The 18214-nt window shown below is 53.3% G+C and carries 14 protein-coding genes; 4 read left to right on the forward strand and 10 right to left on the reverse strand.

The features are described from left to right. The first annotated feature begins 172 nt into the window (after positions 1 to 172). Genes DUT91_RS13595 through DUT91_RS13610 form a run of 4 tightly spaced genes read left to right on the forward strand, consistent with a single transcriptional unit; the run spans position 173 to position 3876 of the window. Positions 173 to 1108, forward strand: coding sequence for a glycosyltransferase family 2 protein (locus DUT91_RS13595; protein ID WP_114440937.1), 936 nt, complete (start codon positions 173 to 175; stop codon positions 1106 to 1108). Continuing rightward, a complete protein-coding gene (locus tag DUT91_RS13600) occupies positions 1108 to 1842 on the forward strand; it encodes a class I SAM-dependent methyltransferase (RefSeq protein ID WP_114440938.1) in 735 nt (244 codons plus the stop codon). The genes DUT91_RS13595 and DUT91_RS13600 overlap by 1 nt, the downstream gene beginning before the upstream one ends. A gap of 4 nt (positions 1843 to 1846) precedes the next feature. Further along, a complete protein-coding gene (locus DUT91_RS13605; protein ID WP_281032613.1) occupies positions 1847 to 2221 on the forward strand; it encodes a GtrA family protein in 375 nt (124 codons plus the stop codon). Between the two features lie 41 nt (positions 2222 to 2262). After that, entirely contained in the window at positions 2263 to 3876 is a 1614-nt protein-coding gene (locus DUT91_RS13610) for a DUF6311 domain-containing protein (RefSeq protein ID WP_114440940.1), read from the forward strand. A 132-nt stretch (positions 3877 to 4008) separates the two neighbouring features. Here the strand turns inward: DUT91_RS13610 and DUT91_RS13615 are convergent, their stop codons facing one another. The 10 genes from DUT91_RS13615 to DUT91_RS13660 form a co-directional block, all read right to left on the reverse strand. Further along, positions 4009 to 5142 (reverse strand): glycosyltransferase family 4 protein, encoded by a 1134-nt coding sequence (locus DUT91_RS13615; RefSeq protein ID WP_114440941.1) that lies wholly within the window; start codon positions 5140 to 5142, stop codon positions 4009 to 4011. A gap of 1 nt (position 5143) precedes the next feature. Beyond that, a complete protein-coding gene (locus DUT91_RS13620) occupies positions 5144 to 6259 on the reverse strand; it encodes a glycosyltransferase family 4 protein (protein WP_114440942.1) in 1116 nt (371 codons plus the stop codon). A 22-nt stretch (positions 6260 to 6281) separates the two neighbouring features. Then, positions 6282 to 9911: a glycosyltransferase gene (locus tag DUT91_RS13625; protein WP_114440943.1), complete on the reverse strand. Its 3630-nt coding sequence runs from the start codon at positions 9909 to 9911 to the stop codon at positions 6282 to 6284. Further along, positions 9912 to 11144, reverse strand: coding sequence for an FkbM family methyltransferase (locus tag DUT91_RS13630; protein ID WP_210207963.1), 1233 nt, complete (start codon positions 11142 to 11144; stop codon positions 9912 to 9914). Beyond that, the gene (locus DUT91_RS13635) at positions 11144 to 12379 is read right to left on the reverse strand and encodes an ABC transporter ATP-binding protein (RefSeq protein WP_114440944.1); all 1236 of its coding nucleotides are present in this window, start codon (positions 12377 to 12379) and stop codon (positions 11144 to 11146) included. The genes DUT91_RS13630 and DUT91_RS13635 overlap by 1 nt, the downstream gene beginning before the upstream one ends. Then, on the reverse strand, positions 12379 to 13164 hold the full coding sequence (locus tag DUT91_RS13640) for an ABC transporter permease (RefSeq protein WP_114440945.1): 786 nt from the start codon (positions 13162 to 13164) through the stop codon (positions 12379 to 12381). The genes DUT91_RS13635 and DUT91_RS13640 overlap by 1 nt, the downstream gene beginning before the upstream one ends. Positions 13165 to 13216: 52 nt before the next feature. After that, positions 13217 to 14215: a GDP-mannose 4,6-dehydratase gene (locus DUT91_RS13645; protein WP_114440946.1), complete on the reverse strand. Its 999-nt coding sequence runs from the start codon at positions 14213 to 14215 to the stop codon at positions 13217 to 13219. 37 nt (positions 14216 to 14252) lie between these two features. Further along, entirely contained in the window at positions 14253 to 15227 is a 975-nt protein-coding gene (gmd, locus tag DUT91_RS13650) for a GDP-mannose 4,6-dehydratase (protein WP_114440947.1), read from the reverse strand. A gap of 86 nt (positions 15228 to 15313) precedes the next feature. Further along, entirely contained in the window at positions 15314 to 16729 is a 1416-nt protein-coding gene (locus DUT91_RS13655; RefSeq protein WP_114440948.1) for a mannose-1-phosphate guanylyltransferase/mannose-6-phosphate isomerase, read from the reverse strand. Then, positions 16729 to 18171: a phosphomannomutase gene (locus DUT91_RS13660; protein WP_114440949.1), complete on the reverse strand. Its 1443-nt coding sequence runs from the start codon at positions 18169 to 18171 to the stop codon at positions 16729 to 16731. Before DUT91_RS13660 ends, DUT91_RS13655 begins: the two co-directional genes overlap by 1 nt. Positions 18172 to 18214 lie beyond the last annotated feature (43 nt).

The raw sequence follows: 18214 nt of genomic DNA on the forward strand, positions 1-18214 counted from the left end.
TCAGCCATCCGCACCAGTTCATGGTTCGTGTGAGGACCTGATCATGGCGGAGGTAGAGCCTTGATAGCTACCCGAAAAATACTGTCTTAATATGCGAGTATGTACGATTTTAAGTTAATTGACCAGATCATGAACTCCGTCTAGGTATACTTTCGCTAGGGAGTGTGGAACTTTGCAGAAGCGTATTTCCGTCGTGACGCCGTTTTATAACGAATCTGTTGCTGTCGGATACTACGAACGAGCGATTGCTTCGCTCATCGCACAGATGCACGACTATCATTTCGAGATTGTTTGCGTCGACGATGGAAGTTCGGACGACACGCTAGAGCAATTGATCGCAATCGCTTGCCGCGACCCCAATTATGTCGTGGTCGAGCTCTCCCGGAATTTTGGCAAGGAACCGGCGCTTACGGCAGGTCTGGATATCGCCAGTGGCGATGCTGTCATTCCTTTCGACGCTGATCTCCAGGATCCGCCCGAGATTATCCCTGACATGGTGAAAGCCTGGGAAGCCGGTGCCGAAGTGGTACTCGCCAGAAGATCGGACCGGGCCACGGATTCGCATGTGAAGCGCAAGACTGCTGAATGGTTCTATCAGCTCCACAACAAGGTTTCGCGCACCAAAATACCGGAGAATGTCGGTGATTTCCGCCTGATGGATCGTCGTGTTGTTGATGCGCTGAAGCAATTGCCGGAACGCCAGCGGTTCATGAAGGGTCTGTTCGCCTGGGTCGGGTTCAAGACAGATGTCATTGAATATGTTCGCCAGCCGAGATCAGCCGGTAAGACAAAATTTTCGGGCTGGCGCCTGTGGAATCTCGCACTTGAGGGAATGACTGGGTTCAGCACGGTTCCGTTGCGCATCTGGACTTATATCGGCCTTTTTGGCGCTCTGATCTCCGTTGCCTTTGCCGTCTTCATCGTCGTCAGGACGATTCTTTTCGGCGTTAGCACCCCCGGCTACGCCTCGTTGTTGGTCGCGGTCACGTTTCTGGGTAGCCTCCAGTTGATAAGCATCGGTATAATCGGTGAATATATCGGGCGCATATATCTCGAAACCAAACAGCGGCCCAATTACCTCATCCGCCACCTGTATCGGAAATCCTGATGGACCCAAGCGCCTACACTGAAATCTATGAAGTCGAGAACAAGCATTGGTGGTTCATCGCGCGCAGGAAGATTATCGAAGGTGTGATCCGTTCGCTCGATCTTCCTCCTGAAAGCAACATTCTTGAATTGGGCGCTGGTACCGGCGGCAATCTGGAAATGCTTTCGCGATTTGGCAAGGTTCGCGCCGCAGAAATGGATGATTATGCCCGAGAAATGGCTATCAAGCAGACGGGTGGGAAATTTGACGTTCAATATGGGTGTTGTCCTGAGATCATTCCCTTCGAGGGCGTCAAGTTCGACCTCATCTGCATGTTCGATGTGCTCGAACATATCTTTGAAGATGTCGAGACCCTTTCTGCGTTGAAAAGACGGCTTGCCCCTAAGGGACGTCTGCTCATCACAGTCCCCGCTTATCAATGGATGTGGTGCGGGCACGACGAATTCCTTCATCATATGCGGCGCTACACCAGCGGCGAGTTAAGTCGGAAGCTTCGAAAGACAGGATATCATGTCCGGAAAATCACCTACTTCAATTCACTACTCTTTCCGCTTGCTGCGCTCGTCAGGGTCAAGGACCGGCTCACCAGCAAAAAAGTGGAATCTGTAAACCAGTTGCCCTCACCGATGCTGAATGAGTGGCTTGAAAAGATTTTCGCGTGCGAAGCCAGGCTCGTAAAGAACAGTCATTTGCCATTCGGGGTTTCGCTCCTTGCCATTGCCGAAAACACCTAGCCAGGTGCCATCGCTGGGCACCAAGGTTTTCCGCTTCTCGACCTCGGGCGCGGCGACAACTCTGCTCCACCTTTTGGTGGCCAGTTTCTGCGCTTATGCATTCGCATTCAGCGGCACTGCCAGCAACGGGGTAGCATTCATAATCGCAAACGGCTTTTCCTATTTGATGAACTCGATATGGAGCTTCGAGGCTGGCATTTCCATTGCCGGCTTCCAGCGCTTCTTTCTTGTGTCGGTGATCGGTCTGCTTGCTACACTTGCAATTTCGGCGGTAGTCGAGTGGCTGGGATACCCCGCCTTCTATTCGATCGCCACGGTGGTCGTGCTCCTGCCTGCGCTTTCCTTCATCGTGCACAATTTGTGGACTTTTCGAACATGAGTTCTGGAGTAATCCGTAATATCCTGGGGTTTTGCCTGTCCATGGCACTAGGCGCCACCATGGCATTCTTCCTCTTTCCAACAGCGATGCTGCTGGGGTTCCACTCCCATTGGGATAATGTAAATGGCGACGTCGCAACCGGTTTGGTTGGATTCTATGAATTCGCGCAGGACCGATGGCGCTGGCCTTTGCTCTACACGCTGAACCTAGATGCACCGACCGGAACAACGATATTTTTTACCGACCCGAACGGCATATTGGCCGTTGTCGGTAAGTTGTTTTTCAAGACCACCGGAATTCTCTATCCATATATGGGTATATGGATACTCGCGTCCTACATGCTTAACGCGGGGTTCGGGTATCTGATATTAAAGCATCTGGGCGTCAGCATTCTTGCAGCCGTCGCCGGAAGCTGTTTGTTCTTTTTGCTTCCGGCGTTTATCTACCGATTCGGCCATCACACGCTCGCTGGCCAGTTTGTGATCGTCGCCACGATATATGCGTATCTACGCATAACGAAGGGCGTGAACAATTCTGAGATCTATGCTTGGGCCTTTGCAGTTGGCACGCTGGTGTTCGTTACTCCTTACCTTTTTGCGATGTGCGCAGCACTTTTCCTTGCAGCTCTTATAGATGGCTATCGAAGAAGCAACGTAACATTATACCAAGCAGCCATCGGCTTCGTCGTTCTTATCGCGACCGCCGCCTTTTTCGTTAGAGCTGCGGGACTTGGCAGTGGTGGGCTTCCCAAAGCGGGCGGGTTCACCGACTGGTCCATGAACCTGTTGTCTCCTATCTGGCCGCAATTCAGCATATTGTTGCCGAATGAAACAATTCTAAAGGGCACGCCTGGCCAATATGAAGGTTTCAATTATCTGGGCATGGGGGTGCTTTCGTTGGCGATGATTGCCCTCGCAACTGGTTATCGGCAATTTTCTTGTACGATTCGTGGAAGGCCGACTTTGGCGATTGCTCTTGGAGGGATGGCAATTTATTCGCTATCCAGCGTCGTTTACGCCGGGCAAGTGAAGCTGGTCAGCCTGCACTACGAAACTCTTCCCGTTCTCTCGGAGATAACCGGTGTTTTCCGCGTACCGGGGCGTTTTTTTTGGCCCTTCGGCTACGTGCTTGTTGCCTTATCGATCACAATCATTGCCAGGAAAATGTCTCCAGCCGTTTTTCTGGCGGTGTTATCATCCGCCGTACTGATTCAGTTTGTCGAAATAGCGCCTTTGTACAATCACGTCCGAGCCAGAGCCGCTCTGGAAGAGCCTGCCAAGGACAAAGATCTTGTCGCTCCCATAATTCCGAACTACACTGAAGTTCGCATATTCCCAGGTTTTCTATGCACCAACGGTGGGGATCGCAGAGCAATTCTTACATTTCAGATGGTTGCTGCGCTCCATGGCCTTCCCGTCAATGGCGCATATGTCAATCGAGGTGGTATGGGCTGTGCTGAGCACCAGAAGGCAGTGCTTGCCGATCCCTTCGCAGGGGCCTCGACTTCAAATCCATTGCTCATCATTTTCCGGAAATCCGCAGGGGAGGAGATGTCGGCCAAATTGATCGGTGCGGACATCCAATGTTCTGCGGCGCCGACTGTATACCTCTGTGCAAGAGATAAGGCGCCCCCGATCAAGACACCCCGAACATGACTAAGGTATCTTAAGCGACCACGCATGGCTCCAGTCGATCATCCGTCTTGTCTTACTACCCAGGTTCACGCCGGGCGAATGCGCGCCTACTTCAGGGCAGCAGGATATGATCCGGACTAGACAGGATCTGCTCTAAGATGGTCCTTTCCCCGCGGATCCCGCGACAAGCTCGGCATAGATTTCCGCATACGCTGCGGACATTTTTTCCATGGTGAAGTTTTGCTCATAGCGCCTGCGAGCGGCCCTCCCCATGCGCTGAACCTCGGAAGGATTATTCCAGAGCGATTGCATCGCCTTTGCGAGGGCGGCCGGATCATTCGGCTTTACGTTCAGCCCGGTTTCTCCATCAAGATTGACGAAGCTCGTTCCTGTGCCGATCTCGCAGGAGATCATCGGCTTTGCGAACATCGACGCCTCGACAAGCGAGAGCCCGAAAGCCTCCGAACGCAGGTGGGAGGGGAAAACCGCCGCATAGCACAGATCGAGCAGAGCAACCTTATCCTCGTCCGGCACGGCACCGAGAAAATGGACGTCGTGCAAATCCAGGCGCTCGGCCTGGGCCCGCAAATCCTTTTCCGTAGGCCCCGCTCCGACGATGACTACGGGAAAGCCGGTCATCTTCGCAGCTTCCAACAGGATATGAATGCCTTTGTAGTATCGCAGCACGCCGACGAACAGGAAGAATTTCTCCGGCAGCCGGGCGCGCCATCCGGCTTTCACATCCTCCTGGACAGATGGATATGCTGCCCGGTCAAGGCCGATGGGCACCACGACAGTCTTGTTCCGGAAATCGTTCAGATACTCGCTGGATTCCAGATAGTTGGGCGACGTGACCACAATCCTGTCGACACTGTTCAGGAAGCGGTTCATGAGCGGCTTATAGCCACGCATGAGCAGCCGCTGTTTCACGATGTCGGAGTGATAGGTAACAATCGATGGCTTGCCGAGCCGCGTGGCGAAATGGACGATGTCCATGAAAGGCCAGGGGAAATGATAGTGGATGACATCGGCCCGCTTTCCCAGCTCGGCAAAACGGTGAAAAGCCTCAAATGAAAAACCGGTGGATGCTGCCTCAAGGTTGAGCCGTGCCTTGTGGGCCCAATGGCCGTCGAATTCCACCGTGTTTTCCACGGGATGGCGGCTCAGTGAAAGCACCTCGGTTTCCACGCCCTGCGCAGCAGTGCCCTTCGCTATCGCGTGGATCGTCCGCTCGATGCCACCAAACGTGTCGGGCCAATAGGTCTTGAAGAAATGGAGTATCCGCATCTCAGCGCGCCCGGTCTTCTATGGCTTCATGAAAGACGGCCATCAGTTCATTGGCGCTTTTTTCCCAGCTGAAGCGTGCTGCATTGGCGCGCGCCTTTGCAGCAAGACCCTTATAGAGAACATCATCCTCCGCCAGCCGTGCAAGGCCGGCGGCCATTGATTGCACATCGCTTGGATCAATCAGCAGCGCGGCATCGCCTGCCACTTCGGGCATGGACGAGGAATTGGAGGTGAGAACGGGAATGCCAGCAGCATTTGCCTCGATGATGGGGAAACCGAACCCCTCATAGAAGGAGGGCATGGCGAGAAATCTCGCATTTGCGTAAAGTCCGGCCAATTCGTCATCCGAGACATATCCGGTCAGGCGGACGAAAGGCTCGATGCCGAGCTGGGCTATATGCTGCCTCAAGTCGCCGAGATGCCAGCCCTGGCCGCCGGCGATCACCAGGAGCAGGTCCTTTCTGGTCCGTTCCGGCAGGCGCGCATAGGCCTCAAGTAGGTTCGGCAGGTTCTTGCGCGGCTCAAGCGTACCGACAAAGAGCGCATAGGCGCGGTCGATATGATGCTTCTCCGGCACATCTTTCGAAGCGCCCTGCCCGATCGCGCTGAGGCCCGAATGAATGACCCTCGTCTTATCGGCGCAGGCGGGGAAAAGCACCTTCAACGCATCGGCCGTCGCAGTGGAAACCGCAACGATGCGATCCGCGCTTCCCAGCGCCGGCTTCATCAGCAAGCGCTCCGCAGCCCAAGTCTGCCACCGCATGGTTTCGGCGGCATGGACCCATACCAGATCATGGATAGTGACGACCCGGGGAATATGCCGATCGAGAAAACGCGGCAGGCGATGCGCCGGCCCCCAGAAGACATCGAGCTTATCTAGTCGAGCCAGGCGCGGCAGAGCCGTCTGCCCCCAGACCATGCGTCGGACACCGCCCGGATAACTGCCGATCCGCACAGTCGTGCCGGGCCAGGGCGACAAGGCGGAAGCCGGCTTCTCCGGAAGATAGAGAAAAAGCGCGTTGTTCTTGGACGCTAGGTGGCGGCACATCTCGAAGAGATAGCGGCCGATGCCCGTCAATTCGGGAACGAGATTACGGGCGTCAATGCCGATTTTCATGGAAATAACGGTACTCAGTGCTTTAACGCGATAATGCGATAAGCATATTATGTAGGCGCCGCGCTACTCGGGAATAGCGATGCTCCTGCCTCCAATGCTCAGCATATAAAAGCGTGTTCTCTGCTTGCGCATCATTTGAACGCAATTTTGCGCGAATATCCATAATACCTTCGGCGATATCTCTCGGAGTATAGCCCGGAAACTTGAAAACGGCCTGCTGTACGTCATCGAATATTGGTAGCGGAGTAGCCGCAACGGGTCGCCCTGCGGCCAAGCCGTAGCGCACGGCAGCGCTAGATGACTCCCCGGTGCTTTGATACGGGAAAATTATAAGATCGGCTTCTTCAAGCTTTTTCAGACAATCTATATCGTCCAGGAAATCATTCGTCATTCGGACGGCATGAGACAAACCGAGATCTTGTATTTTTTCTTTTGCCTTATTAATCATCTCCTTTGAAATTGGTGCCGGATGCTCAGCATTAACCATATTTAACGAGACTTCTACGCCACGATCACGCACTATCGCTACCGCCTCGATAGCTTCCAAAAGCCCTTTATGAGGCAAGAAAAAGCCATATGTTGCAATTTTAAAGGCCGATTCCTCTCCAATAGCAGCAGTGCTGACATGGTCGATTACCCCGTGCGGGAATAACGCTACATTATCTACAACACCCAACGCCTTAAGTCTGTTCATGTCATTGTGTGTATGAACCAATACTCTTTTGCATCGTCGTAGACTAGTCACAAGTTTTTCAAGCTTCCGCTCCGGTGCGTGGGCAGGATCTACGGTCGCATGTAGAAATATAACAACATGCCGACCATCTTCGACATTCTTATTTATAAACCAATTAAGCCTATCGAGATCAAAAAAGCCATAATTAAACTGGATAATAACTATATCTATACCCGATCTCACAACAGACCCATAGAGCGCGCTCAATTTCTCAAAACTATTCTCGCTCCAGCAAAAATCGACAGAATTATTGTAATTCTCCTTTTCGCGGAAATTTGTACGAGCAAATATCTTTACTTCAGCGTCAATGTTATTAATAAGATGCTTTGAATATTCTGCAATTCCACACCGCGTATCCCAAGTGGAAACCCAACCAATCTTTGGCTCCGGCTGCAATGAGCCCTTAGACCATTGCCTCGCCGCCGAGGTCAGTCTCCCCGCAACATGTTCCCACTTAAATTCATCAAGCAATAGCTTCCTGCCTCGCGCCGCACGGCTCCGACGTTCGCCTGCCGGCGTCCGAAAAACCTCCTGTATGACGGACGCAAGAGCATCAACATCGGGCACCGCCCAGACCGAATTAAAAACATCAAAATGGGTTTCTGCGGGTTCGAAACTAAAATCCACGAGCCAAGCGGTCTCTTCACTACAAAAATCCAGCTGCCCGCCCCAGTTAGTCGTGATAACGGGCAAACCTGCAAGCATGGCTTCCGCAAGCGGTAAGCCAAACCCCTCAGCAAAGCTGGGCGCCACCAAGACATCGCATTGTTCATAAAGGCTCTTTAGCTGCCCCTCCGATATATCTTCCATGATGATTTGGACGTCGGGAAAATTTTCGTTGCCACGCCGTTCGGTCTCCAGAATCCCCTCAACGTTGTTATGCGGGTTTGGAAAGGTCTTAATGATGAGGGATACATCATCCCTTGCCGTAAATGCCTTTCCAAATGCCTTAATCAGAACATCAGCCCCCTTGCGTGGGAAGCATGAGGAAACGTGTAAGAACCGAAACTTCTTTCCCTGGATCTTGTAAGAATTATCCGCGGCCACTCGATCCCAATGGTCTACGCCACAGCCGGAAGTCGACAACGGTATACTGACACCATTATCGATAAGAATTTTCTCGACATGCTTGGAGAGACAAGTAATCCCTTGAAGGTAAGCATTGAAATCATCAACCCATGAAGATGGAAATCCGGATTCTTCCCATGCATAGTGATGTAGGAGATTCAGTTTCGCATGCATGTCACTCACGCGAGGAGGATAAAGGTTGCGACTTACCACGTCGACTTGCAAGTTGTTCTTCATCAAGCCTTTATCGTGAAAGCTTTGCAAATCCGGGTTCTTTTTTAAGAATATTTCATCAGGCGGGAAATCTCCTGGCCCCTCTGTGGAATACAGACTGACATTATGGCTGAGAGCAGAAAGAGCCCTTGCTGTTTCACGATTCAATAAGGCCAAACTATAAGAACTATCAAATGGGCCTTCGATCTTCCATTCGATCGCCTTTGGCAAGCCAAATCGCTGTCGCAGTATTCGATCAACCTCATTGTCATTCTTTGCAACAGCATCAGCTACGGAAGCAGCCATCATTTTGGCCTGTTGGGATTCCTCACGCAAAAGCTTGGCAACATCCTCAACAAAACATCTATAATTCTTGGATCTCTGCTGCGAGACTTGCTCGTATGTGCTGCAATCCTCTAACTTCCCATTGCGGATGATGGAGGTAAGAGATTGAATAGCTGTATTAGCACTCTCATCCCACGTGAATTTTTTTGACTGACGTTCCGCATTGTACTTTAATTTTTGAGTAAATACTGGATCCAGTAATGCAGATTGTATTTTATCTGCAATACTTTTCTCATCAAACGGATCAAACAATGCCTCATCTAGGCCCACAATCTCAGGCATGGAAGATGTATTGGCCGCGATAACTGGAGCCCCGCAGCGCATCGCCTCCAAAATGGGCAAACCCAACCCCTCATGCCACGATGGAAAAACAAACAAGGAGCAGTTGCTATATAACTGCCGCAATACTTCGTCCGAAATAAATCCGGTGAAGATCACGTCACCGGCAGGCACTCTCAAGGTTTTGGCCAAATGCCGCAATCGAGCAACATCTCCGTCTGGCATACGCCCTGCCAAGACAACTTTATATTGGCCACGAATCGAGGATGACAGCTTGGAATAAGCGCCGATTAATCTCTCTATATTCTTCCGCCAATCCGCTCCGCCTGTATATAATATATACTTATCTTCCACACCTATGCTTGATAAAAAATTTGCATCGATGAAATCTTCGCGATAGAATACATCGCTTGTGGCCCCTCTTATGTTAACAATACGCCCTTCATCTATATTTAAATGCTCTATACCTTCGTTTCTTGAACTTTCAGATATTGAAAATAAAATATCAACATTTTTTATAAATTTAATCTTCTGCAAATAGAAATCACTATATATTTTATCTCCCTCCAAATACTCTTTCGGGTTAAGAAATGGTATTATATCATAAATAATTGTTGATATTATATACTTTCTATCGTGCCGCATTATTGGAGTTATTGCATCATCCACATATCCTTCAAACAAGCTACACACGTGCAACACGTCAACATCAAGATCCGCTACTAGCTTTTCAAAAATTAACTCTGAAACTCCGCGACGCAAATTATTCCCGGGATTGGATGCACGCACAGGCCCAGGAGCATTAAATAAAATGAAGTTTTCAGGTGGGATTTTTCCTGAAAAAAGTTCCTTGATAGGAGCAATGGTTTCGGGAAATAGGCAATTCAGAATCAAATATATCTCGCTATTACTTGCCGTATCCAATATCGCCCGCACAAGTGAGGTTGTGTATCTTCCAATACCGCGATAGCGACTCTCCGTTTGAGCCCCCTGCATGTCAAACGCAATTCGCATTTATTTTCCCCTATCGACTCGCTTTAACTCTTCAGTGATATCGCGATATATTTTCATCGCCTTGGGGCCGAGATTATCGCCTGCAGTACTATCGGAACCAGACCGGCTAACACGTGTCTGTGAGGCTAAAAAATCTGAAGATTGCCGAGACGAGACAAACGCCAATAGCCGTTGTTCTAAAGAAGGGAAAAATCTGGCTAACCTGCGTAGATATTTTTTGAGTTGTGGACGCCTGTTAACGCTGAGAAGTGCATATTCAAGTATCACCGTCTTATCAGCAATCCGTTTAAATTTTTGAACAAAACGATGTACCTCCCGGAGAGGCCTTGTTAATCTCCACGATCTACTTGAATAGATACGCGATATCTCATAAAAAAGTTCATCCGATTTTCGTCCATTTTCTTCAGACCGAGAAGAAATAATTTTGAAATCGCGATGCAATTCTTCATTCATTAACTCAAGTCGCTTGATATAAAAAGTAAACCTCTCCGATTCCCGTCGCTGTTTCTCTATATATGCATTTAGTTCACTTGTCTCTACTAACGGTGATGTATGAGATAACACAAACCGATCAAAAAAGTTTGGGCCTTGTCCGAATGTTTTTTCCAGTTCAGGGTGTTTTTTTGACACGTAAAACCGGCTCAGACCATCGAAATAAACGAATTTGTAGCCGAGCTTGATCAAAATCCGCTCCCACGTATCATGAGAGGGAACTTGAGTATTTGGGACCGTGCTTTCGACAACAACAACCCACGGTCGGACCTTCGAAGGTAACCAACTCTCAATGACCGATTTTTCCATCCCTTCAACGTCAACTTTGAGCCAATGGATTTCCCGGTCGCCGATCCGGTCAAAAATCGTGGCCAAGGGTTGCAGAGGAACCTCCGTTTCAACGACCTCCAACCCCTTCTCTCGATGGGTCTCGGCGAGCTCCAGATCGCCGGTACTCAAACCTGTTTCCGGTATTTCGAAGAAGCGGATACTGTTGCCGCCCTTGCCGATTGCAATCTGAAGAACATCCTCATCAGGCCGGTTTTCACGTAATTTATCGGCATAGGCTGCGGTCGGCTCCACATGAACACCGCGCCAGCCTTTTTCATAAAAACCCCGGCTCACGGAGTCGACGACCGGATCCTGAGCGCCAATATCGATATAAAAGCCATTCTCGACGTGCTGCAACGCACGCCATAAAATAACATCCTCAAAATTTTGCGCGTATGAAATGAACATCATCATCCTTGCCGACTAATCATAAATTTTGCATCAAGCCAGGAACTCCCAATAAAAAATGTTCCATCAACATTTACGACATCAAAAACGAGTGCATTATCCTGCCATTCATAATTGTTCTCCAAATGCGTATCGGAACTGACCAGCGTCGGGGAGAACGCATAGGATCCGGGGCCAAGCGTGCAGGTGAACGGCAGATCATATTCTATCTTTTCACCAGCGGTTACGTTTTCGATCACCTGCTTCGTATGCCAGGTATTCGTACCCCACATAACGTGGCCTGCGCGGTCCCGGAGCATATAGCCAAGGACGAGCCGGGGAATGTCCTGGTTCGAATGTGCAACCAATTTCAATAGAAGCTGCTGCCCAACCCGCGCTGTATTCACCGGATCTAACGTCTTGGCGTCGAGGAGCATTATGCTGTCGATGACAACCTCAAAACTCCCGGAACGCGTGTTCAGCCAGCCATTCTGATTACGCTTCTGCTCGACGGTCATCTTGGCGTTTTCGCGTTCGGCGATCATCGCGTTATAATAATCCACCACCTCGTCGGGTGCACCGTCTTTCATCACGGTGCCCTTATCGAGCAGGATCACGCGATCGCAGAGCGCGCGTACATCGCCCAAGCTGTGGGTAACGAGGATGATGGATGTTCCCTCCTGTTTGAACTGCCTAATCCGGTCGAAGCTCTTATGCTGGAAATAGCTGTCGCCTACCGACAGGACTTCGTCAACGATCAGGACATCCGGACGTTTCGCAGTCGCAAGCGCGAAGGCCAGACGCGCCTGCATGCCGCTCGAATAAACCCTTGTCGGCTGGTCAAAAAATTCGCCGATTTCCGCGAAATCCTCGATAGCTGGCATCAGTTCAGTCAATTCCGCTTGAGAGAACCCCATCAGGCCGCCAGCCTGATAGATGTTCTGGCGGCCGGTGAACTCGGAATTGAACCCTAGCCCCAGTTCGAGAATAGCGCTGATGCGTCCAGCCACTGTCACAGAGCCGGACGTCGGACGGACCGTGCCAGTGATGATCTTGAGAAGCGTGCTCTTTCCCGCGCCGTTCTGCCCGATCAGCGCCAGCGCCTCGCCCTGTTTGACCTGAAAAGAAATGTCACGGTTTGCCCAAAACTCGCTTTCAGGCGCGATCGACGCGCCGAACCAGTTGGCAAATCGCTGCAAATTGCTTCGGTATGCTGCGTAGCATTTGCTTACATGGGAAATATCAAGAACGACGGACATCAAAGGGCATCCACAAGTTCAGGGCTGGCGCGGCGGAAAACCACGAAGGACAGGACCACCGCCACGCCACCGATCACGACCGCCGGCCACAGACTGGGCCAGGACGGCGCCTGGTTCAGAAGGAGCGCGTCCTGATAGAGATTGACCAGCGGGGTCATCGGATTGAGTTCGATGAGTGGGCGGAATTTTTCGGGGACCACGGATTTAACATAGACGATCGGGGTAAACCAGAACCAGAGCTGCATGAAGACCGTCATGAACTGCGCCACGTCCCGGACGAAGACGTTCAGGACTCCGAGGAAAACGCCTATCCCGAAGGCCATGACCGAAATCAGCAACATTCCGGGAATGAGATAGAGCCATGCAAGCCCCGGATAATGGCCGAAGAAAAGAAAGATAACTGCGATGGCGGCAAGTAGCAGCACATGATTGATCAGCGCACTCCCCCATATGATAAGCGGAAGGCAGAGCTTGGGAAACGAGATCTTCTTCATAGCAGATCCCTGCTCGATGAAAATCCCGATGCTCCTGTTCATGATCTCGCTGAACAAACCCCAAGCAGCCATCCCTGAAAGAAGATAGATCGGATAGGCTGCACGGCTGTCGATATTGGGCATGCGGGCATGCATGACTTCCGCCAGCACGATCGAAAATATCAGCGCCTGCGCAAGCGGATGCAGGATGAACCAGAACGCGCCGAGTCGCGACCGCGCGAAACGCCCGCGAAGATCGCCGCGGATCGATGCCAAGATAAAGTGGCGATAATGCCATACGCTCTTCAGCATACCAAGTGCCTTCCGCGAAGTACGGGCCGGGGATGTCCTGCCTGATGGATTACTATGATGCTGACCCAGTGCGTTGTCGTGCTCCCGGGTCCTGCTCCGCCGCTACGCGTTGCTTCCAATCGTCCAGGACATCGATCAAGGTGGTCTCGAACGAGATTTCCGGCTTCCAATTGAAGACTTCCAAAGCGGCACCCGCATCTCCGCTCGCGATCGCCACTTCGCTACCGCGCAAGCGTTCAGGATCAACGCGGATTTCGATCTTCAGGCCGGACTTCTCAACGAGAGCATCAAGAATGGCATGAATCTGGCGAGGTTTGCCGGAGGCTAGATTGAATACGCGACCAAAAGCATCGGGAATATCGGCGAGGGCTGCATCCGCATAGGCGCGGACCACATCGCGAACATCCATGAAATCTCGCTGCGCAGCGAGATTTCCCACTTCGATCAGCGGCGGCTTCAAGCCTGCAGAGATTTCCGCAACCTGCCGGGCAAAGGCCGGCACAACATAAGCGTCGGATTGGCCCGGCCCCGTGTGATTGAATGGCCTGAAACGAATGGATTTCAACCCCTCACCCGCCAACTGCCCAAGGAGGATATCCGCAGCCGCCTTGGTCGCACCATAGACGCTGAGCGGCTTGAGGGCGGCCTTTTCAGTGACAGGTTCGCCGTCTGCCTCGATAAAGGATTCTCCATAGGCGTCGGCGCTTCCCGCAAAAATGAGGCGGGCATGCGGGGCGATCTCCATTGCAGCCTGGGCGACGTTCATCGTGCCCGTGACATTGATATCCCATGCCCGCCGATAGGCTCTGCGGGCGTCATTGGGTGCCGCGACCGCCGCCAGATGAACGATGGCGGTCGGCTTCGCCTCCCGGATCGCCTCAGCGACCTGATGGTAATCGGTGATGTCCACCCGTTGACCGGCCGCGCTTCCGTGCCCGACAGGAAAAACAGATAACCCGCCCAAAGACTTCCTCGAAGCCAGCTCGCGCTGAAGCCAGGTTCCGACAAAGCCGTTCGCACCGGTTATAAGAATGCGGTTTTCAAGCACCATTCAGACACCTTTGCCGGGACATCCCAGCATAGAGGGTTCATTTGCCAAGCCGTTTCAGGTCCGCCTCAACCATTTCGACGATCATTTCCTCGAGCGATATCTTCGGCTCCCAGCCGAATTTCTCCTTGGCTTTCTGCGGATTGCCGAGCAGGACGTCCACCTCGGCTGGCCGGAAAAGTTCGGGATCGATGATCAGGTGATCATCGACATTGAGCCCGACATGCTCAAAAGCGAGACGGCACATCTCGCGAACCGTCGTGGTGCGCCCTGTCGCGATCACATAGTCATCCGCCTCATCCTGCTGCAACATCATCCACATGGCACGGACGTAATCTTTCGAATGGCCCCAGTCGCGCTTGGCATCGATATTGCCGAGGCGAAGTTCCTTCGCCAGGCCGAGCTTGATACGGGCAACACTGTCGGTCACCTTGCGCGTGACGAACTCGATCCCACGCAGCGGCGATTCATGGTTGAACAGGATACCGCTGGATGCGTGCAGGCCGAAGCTCTCACGATAGTTGATGGTCAACCAATGACCATAAAGCTTGGCCACCGCATAGGGCGAGCGTGGGTAAAAGGCGGTCGTCTCGGATTGCATCGCTTCCTGGATAAGACCGTACATCTCCGATGAGGATGCCTGATAAAAGCGAGCATCGGGCTTTTCCAGACGCACTGCTTCCAGAACATTGGTGACGCCGAGACCGGTAACCTGTCCCGTCAGGATCGGCTGCTGCCAGGAGGACTTCACGAAGGACTGCGCCGCCAGATTGTAGACCTCGTCGGGGGCAACATCGCGCATCGTCCGGATAAGTCCGGAGAGATCAAGAAGATCGCCGTCGACGATCCGGACATCGCGTTCGATTCCCAACCACTCCAAACGCGTCAGGTTGACATCCGATGTACTGGAACGGCGTGCCAGACCATAGACCTCATAACCCTTTTCGAGGAGCAATTCCGCGAGATACGCACCGTCCTGCCCCGTGATGCCGGTCACCAACGCTTTTTTTGTCAATTCCTGTCTCCACAACCGTTATTCTCGCACGAACAGACATTTGCCGCCTGCTCAACCCCTGCTCTTCATCACCTGAATGATAGAGCTCATTTTCGTCCGTAGACATCCTCGAAGCGCACGATATCGTCTTCGCCCAGATAATCCCCGCTCTGTACCTCGATCATCACAAGGCGCATGATTCCGGGATTTTCAAGGCGGTGCTTGTTTCCACAGGGAATATATGTGGATTCGTTGGTGGTCAGGATCAGTTCGCGATCACCATTCACAACTTTTGCCGTGCCGCTCACGACAACCCAGTGCTCCGACCTGTGATGATGCATCTGCAGACTGAGGCTTGCTCCCGGCTTCACCTCGATGCGTTTGATCTTGAAGCGCTCGCCTTCCTCGAGGACCGTGTAGGTGCCCCAGGGCCGGTGCACCGTCCTATGCAGGCTGTGAGCCTCGTGCCCGCTGTCCTTCAACTGCGAGAAGAGCTGCTTGACGTTCTGGGCCTGGTCCTTGTGCGCGACCAGAACCGCGTCCGCCGAATCGACGATGATCAAATCCTTCACGCCGACCGCGCCGATGAGACGGTCGGAGCTTTGGACGTAACAGTTTTCCGCCTCGTGAAGCACCGTATCGCCATTGATCCTGTTGCCGTGGGCATCGGGGCTGGTCAGATCGGCCAGGGCATTCCACGAGCCTATATCGCTCCAGCCGATATTGCAGCCGACGACGGCGATATTGGCAGCCTTTTCCAGGACGGCATAATCGATCGACTTCTTCGGCACCTGCGCAAAATTTTCCGCATCCAGTTCGATCTGGGTGCCGCTCGCCACCGGCGATTGTTCGGCGGCAAGTAGGCTCTTGCGGCTCTGGTCCAGAATATCAGGACAATGCTCTTCCATCAGTTTCGTCATGGTTCCGGCGGAAAAGCAGAACATGCCCGAATTCCAGTAGAAGCGCCCCGATGCGATATATTCCCTGGCGCGCGCCAGATCGGGCTTTTCGACGAAGCGGACGACATCCTCGCCCGCGGCCTCGATATAGCCATATCCAGTTTCGGGATATTCCGGCATGATTCCGAATGTCACCAGCCGTCCCGCTTGCGCGAGCGTGATCGCCTTTACCGCCGCCGCGCGAAAGGCCTCGATATCGCGGATCATATGATCGGCCGGGAAAAGCGTGATGATCGCATCGTCGCCATAGACCTGCTGCACATGCAATGCCGCAATGGCGGTTGCGGCCGCCGTATCGCGGCCCATCGGCTCCAGCAGATAGGTGCATTCCAGCCGGGGAATATCCAGTTCGCGATATTCATCCTCGGTCTTGAAGAAAAGCTCGCGATTGGTGATCGTCAGGACCTGCTCGACATCCGGCAGCGCCGCGGCGCGCAGGAAGGCATGCTGCAAAAGGCTCTTTCCATCCGCCAGCCTGATGAACGGCTTTGGATGGGTTTCCCGCGAAACGGGCCACAGGCGAGCGCCCGCTCCCCCACTCATGATCGCCGGTATGATCTTCATTATCGAGAGAACTCCCTGTCGCTCAACTTATCGTTCAGGGCGCGCCTCGCGCGCTCCAGTCCCCAGGCCAGCAATTCGGCTGCGCGCTCCTTCGACGCCGCCTCCGTATAGCAGCGCAATTCAGGCGCGTTGCCCGACGCGCGATAATGCACGAGATCACCGCTCGACAGCACGATGCGTGTGCCGTCGATGCGGTCGCTTTCCCCGATGGAACCGACATCCGCGAAAAACACCTCCACGGTTCCGGCATCTTCGAGGCTTTTCAGAAAGGCGGCACTTTGCTCCGCCGCCACATGCTCTATCCGGCCGCTGCCGGTAAATCGCGCTGGCAACCCATTGACGAGCTGCGACAAGGGCACGCCTTCCTTTGCCGCCATCGCGAGGACGCTGAGGATCGGCAGCATGGCATCGCGCGTCGGCAGGGCATCGAGCGAACGGTCTGCAGTCCCGACCGAAGTGCCGAGCAGCACGCCGCCATTGGCTTCGAAGCCGATGATGCAGCGGCAGCCATCGGCTGCTGCCTTGTTCATGCCCTCGATGACATAGGGCGAGCCGACGCGAGTGCGGTAGACCTTAACGAAAAAACCGCAATGCTCGATAGAGGTGTTGGATGTCACCGGCGTCACCACGGCGTCGGCATCGAGGAAGCGGGCCGTCAGTAGCCCGACCATGTCGCCACGCAGGAAATTGCCTTTTTCATCCGATATCAGCGGCCTGTCGGCATCGCCGTCGGTCGAAACGAGCGCGTCGAGCTTGTACTCGCGGCAGGCCTTTTCGGCAAAGGCGACGTCCTCGGGGCGAAGCGCCTCCGTATCAACGGGGACGAAGACATCGGAACGCCCAAGGCCGACAGCTTCCGCGCCGGCCTTTGTCAGGATATCGACCATGACATCGCGCGCGACCGAACTGTGCTGATAGACGCCGATCCTCCTGCCGGACAGCACGCCCGGGGCCAAGAGGGACGCGCAGCGCTCGACATAACGCTGCAAAGCCTCTTGCGATATTTCGGCATCGTCGCTTTCAGGCGCGGCAGGCTTTTCACGATCGAGAACCGCCAGAATTCCTGCCTCGTCCGCCTTGTCGATTTCGCCGTCAGGGCGATAGAATTTCAGACCGTTGCGGTCGGCGGGAATATGGCTCCCGGTCACCATGATGGCGGGCGCCTTCAGGCTCAGCGCGCGCAGGGCCAGAGCCGGCGTCGGCAGCGGCCCACAATTTTCAACGCGCATGCCGAAGGCCTTTGCGGCGGCGATGCAGGCGGCGGCAATGCGCGGACTGCTCGAACGCAGGTCATAGCCCACAAGCAGAAGGCCATCGGCCGGCACGGCATGCCGGTCTTGCATATGCGTCAGGAAAGCGAGCGTGTAGGCCGCGCAGACGTCATCGCCAAGCTCGGTGACAAGCCCGCGCAGGCCACTGGTTCCAAATTTCAAATCGCTCATATCCACATCATTGATTTGAGAAATGTCGGAAGCAATCGGCTTT

Source organism: Paramesorhizobium salinisoli, from assembly GCF_003335045.1.
In the GTDB taxonomy this organism is placed as follows: domain Bacteria; phylum Pseudomonadota; class Alphaproteobacteria; order Rhizobiales; family Rhizobiaceae; genus Paramesorhizobium; species Paramesorhizobium salinisoli.

What these genes read in the sequence shown, in the direction of transcription:
- DUT91_RS13640 (WP_114440945.1), bottom strand. Translation starts at nt 13,164, where the DNA reads ATGCTGAAGAGCGTATGGCATTATCGCCACTTTATCTTGGCATCGATC.
- DUT91_RS13625 (WP_114440943.1), bottom strand. Translation starts at nt 9,911, where the DNA reads ATGCGAATTGCGTTTGACATGCAGGGGGCTCAAACGGAGAGTCGCTAT.
- DUT91_RS13620 (WP_114440942.1), bottom strand. Translation starts at nt 6,259, where the DNA reads ATGAAAATCGGCATTGACGCCCGTAATCTCGTTCCCGAATTGACGGGC.
- DUT91_RS13635 (WP_114440944.1), bottom strand. Translation starts at nt 12,379, where the DNA reads ATGTCCGTCGTTCTTGATATTTCCCATGTAAGCAAATGCTACGCAGCA.
- DUT91_RS13600 (WP_114440938.1), top strand. Translation starts at nt 1,108, where the DNA reads ATGGACCCAAGCGCCTACACTGAAATCTATGAAGTCGAGAACAAGCAT.
- DUT91_RS13655 (WP_114440948.1), bottom strand. Translation starts at nt 16,729, where the DNA reads ATGAAGATCATACCGGCGATCATGAGTGGGGGAGCGGGCGCTCGCCTG.
- DUT91_RS13660 (WP_114440949.1), bottom strand. Translation starts at nt 18,171, where the DNA reads ATGAGCGATTTGAAATTTGGAACCAGTGGCCTGCGCGGGCTTGTCACC.
- DUT91_RS13630 (WP_210207963.1), bottom strand. Translation starts at nt 11,144, where the DNA reads ATGATGTTCATTTCATACGCGCAAAATTTTGAGGATGTTATTTTATGG.
- DUT91_RS13610 (WP_114440940.1), top strand. Translation starts at nt 2,263, where the DNA reads ATGGCACTAGGCGCCACCATGGCATTCTTCCTCTTTCCAACAGCGATG.
- DUT91_RS13615 (WP_114440941.1), bottom strand. Translation starts at nt 5,142, where the DNA reads ATGCGGATACTCCATTTCTTCAAGACCTATTGGCCCGACACGTTTGGT.
- DUT91_RS13645 (WP_114440946.1), bottom strand. Translation starts at nt 14,215, where the DNA reads ATGGTGCTTGAAAACCGCATTCTTATAACCGGTGCGAACGGCTTTGTC.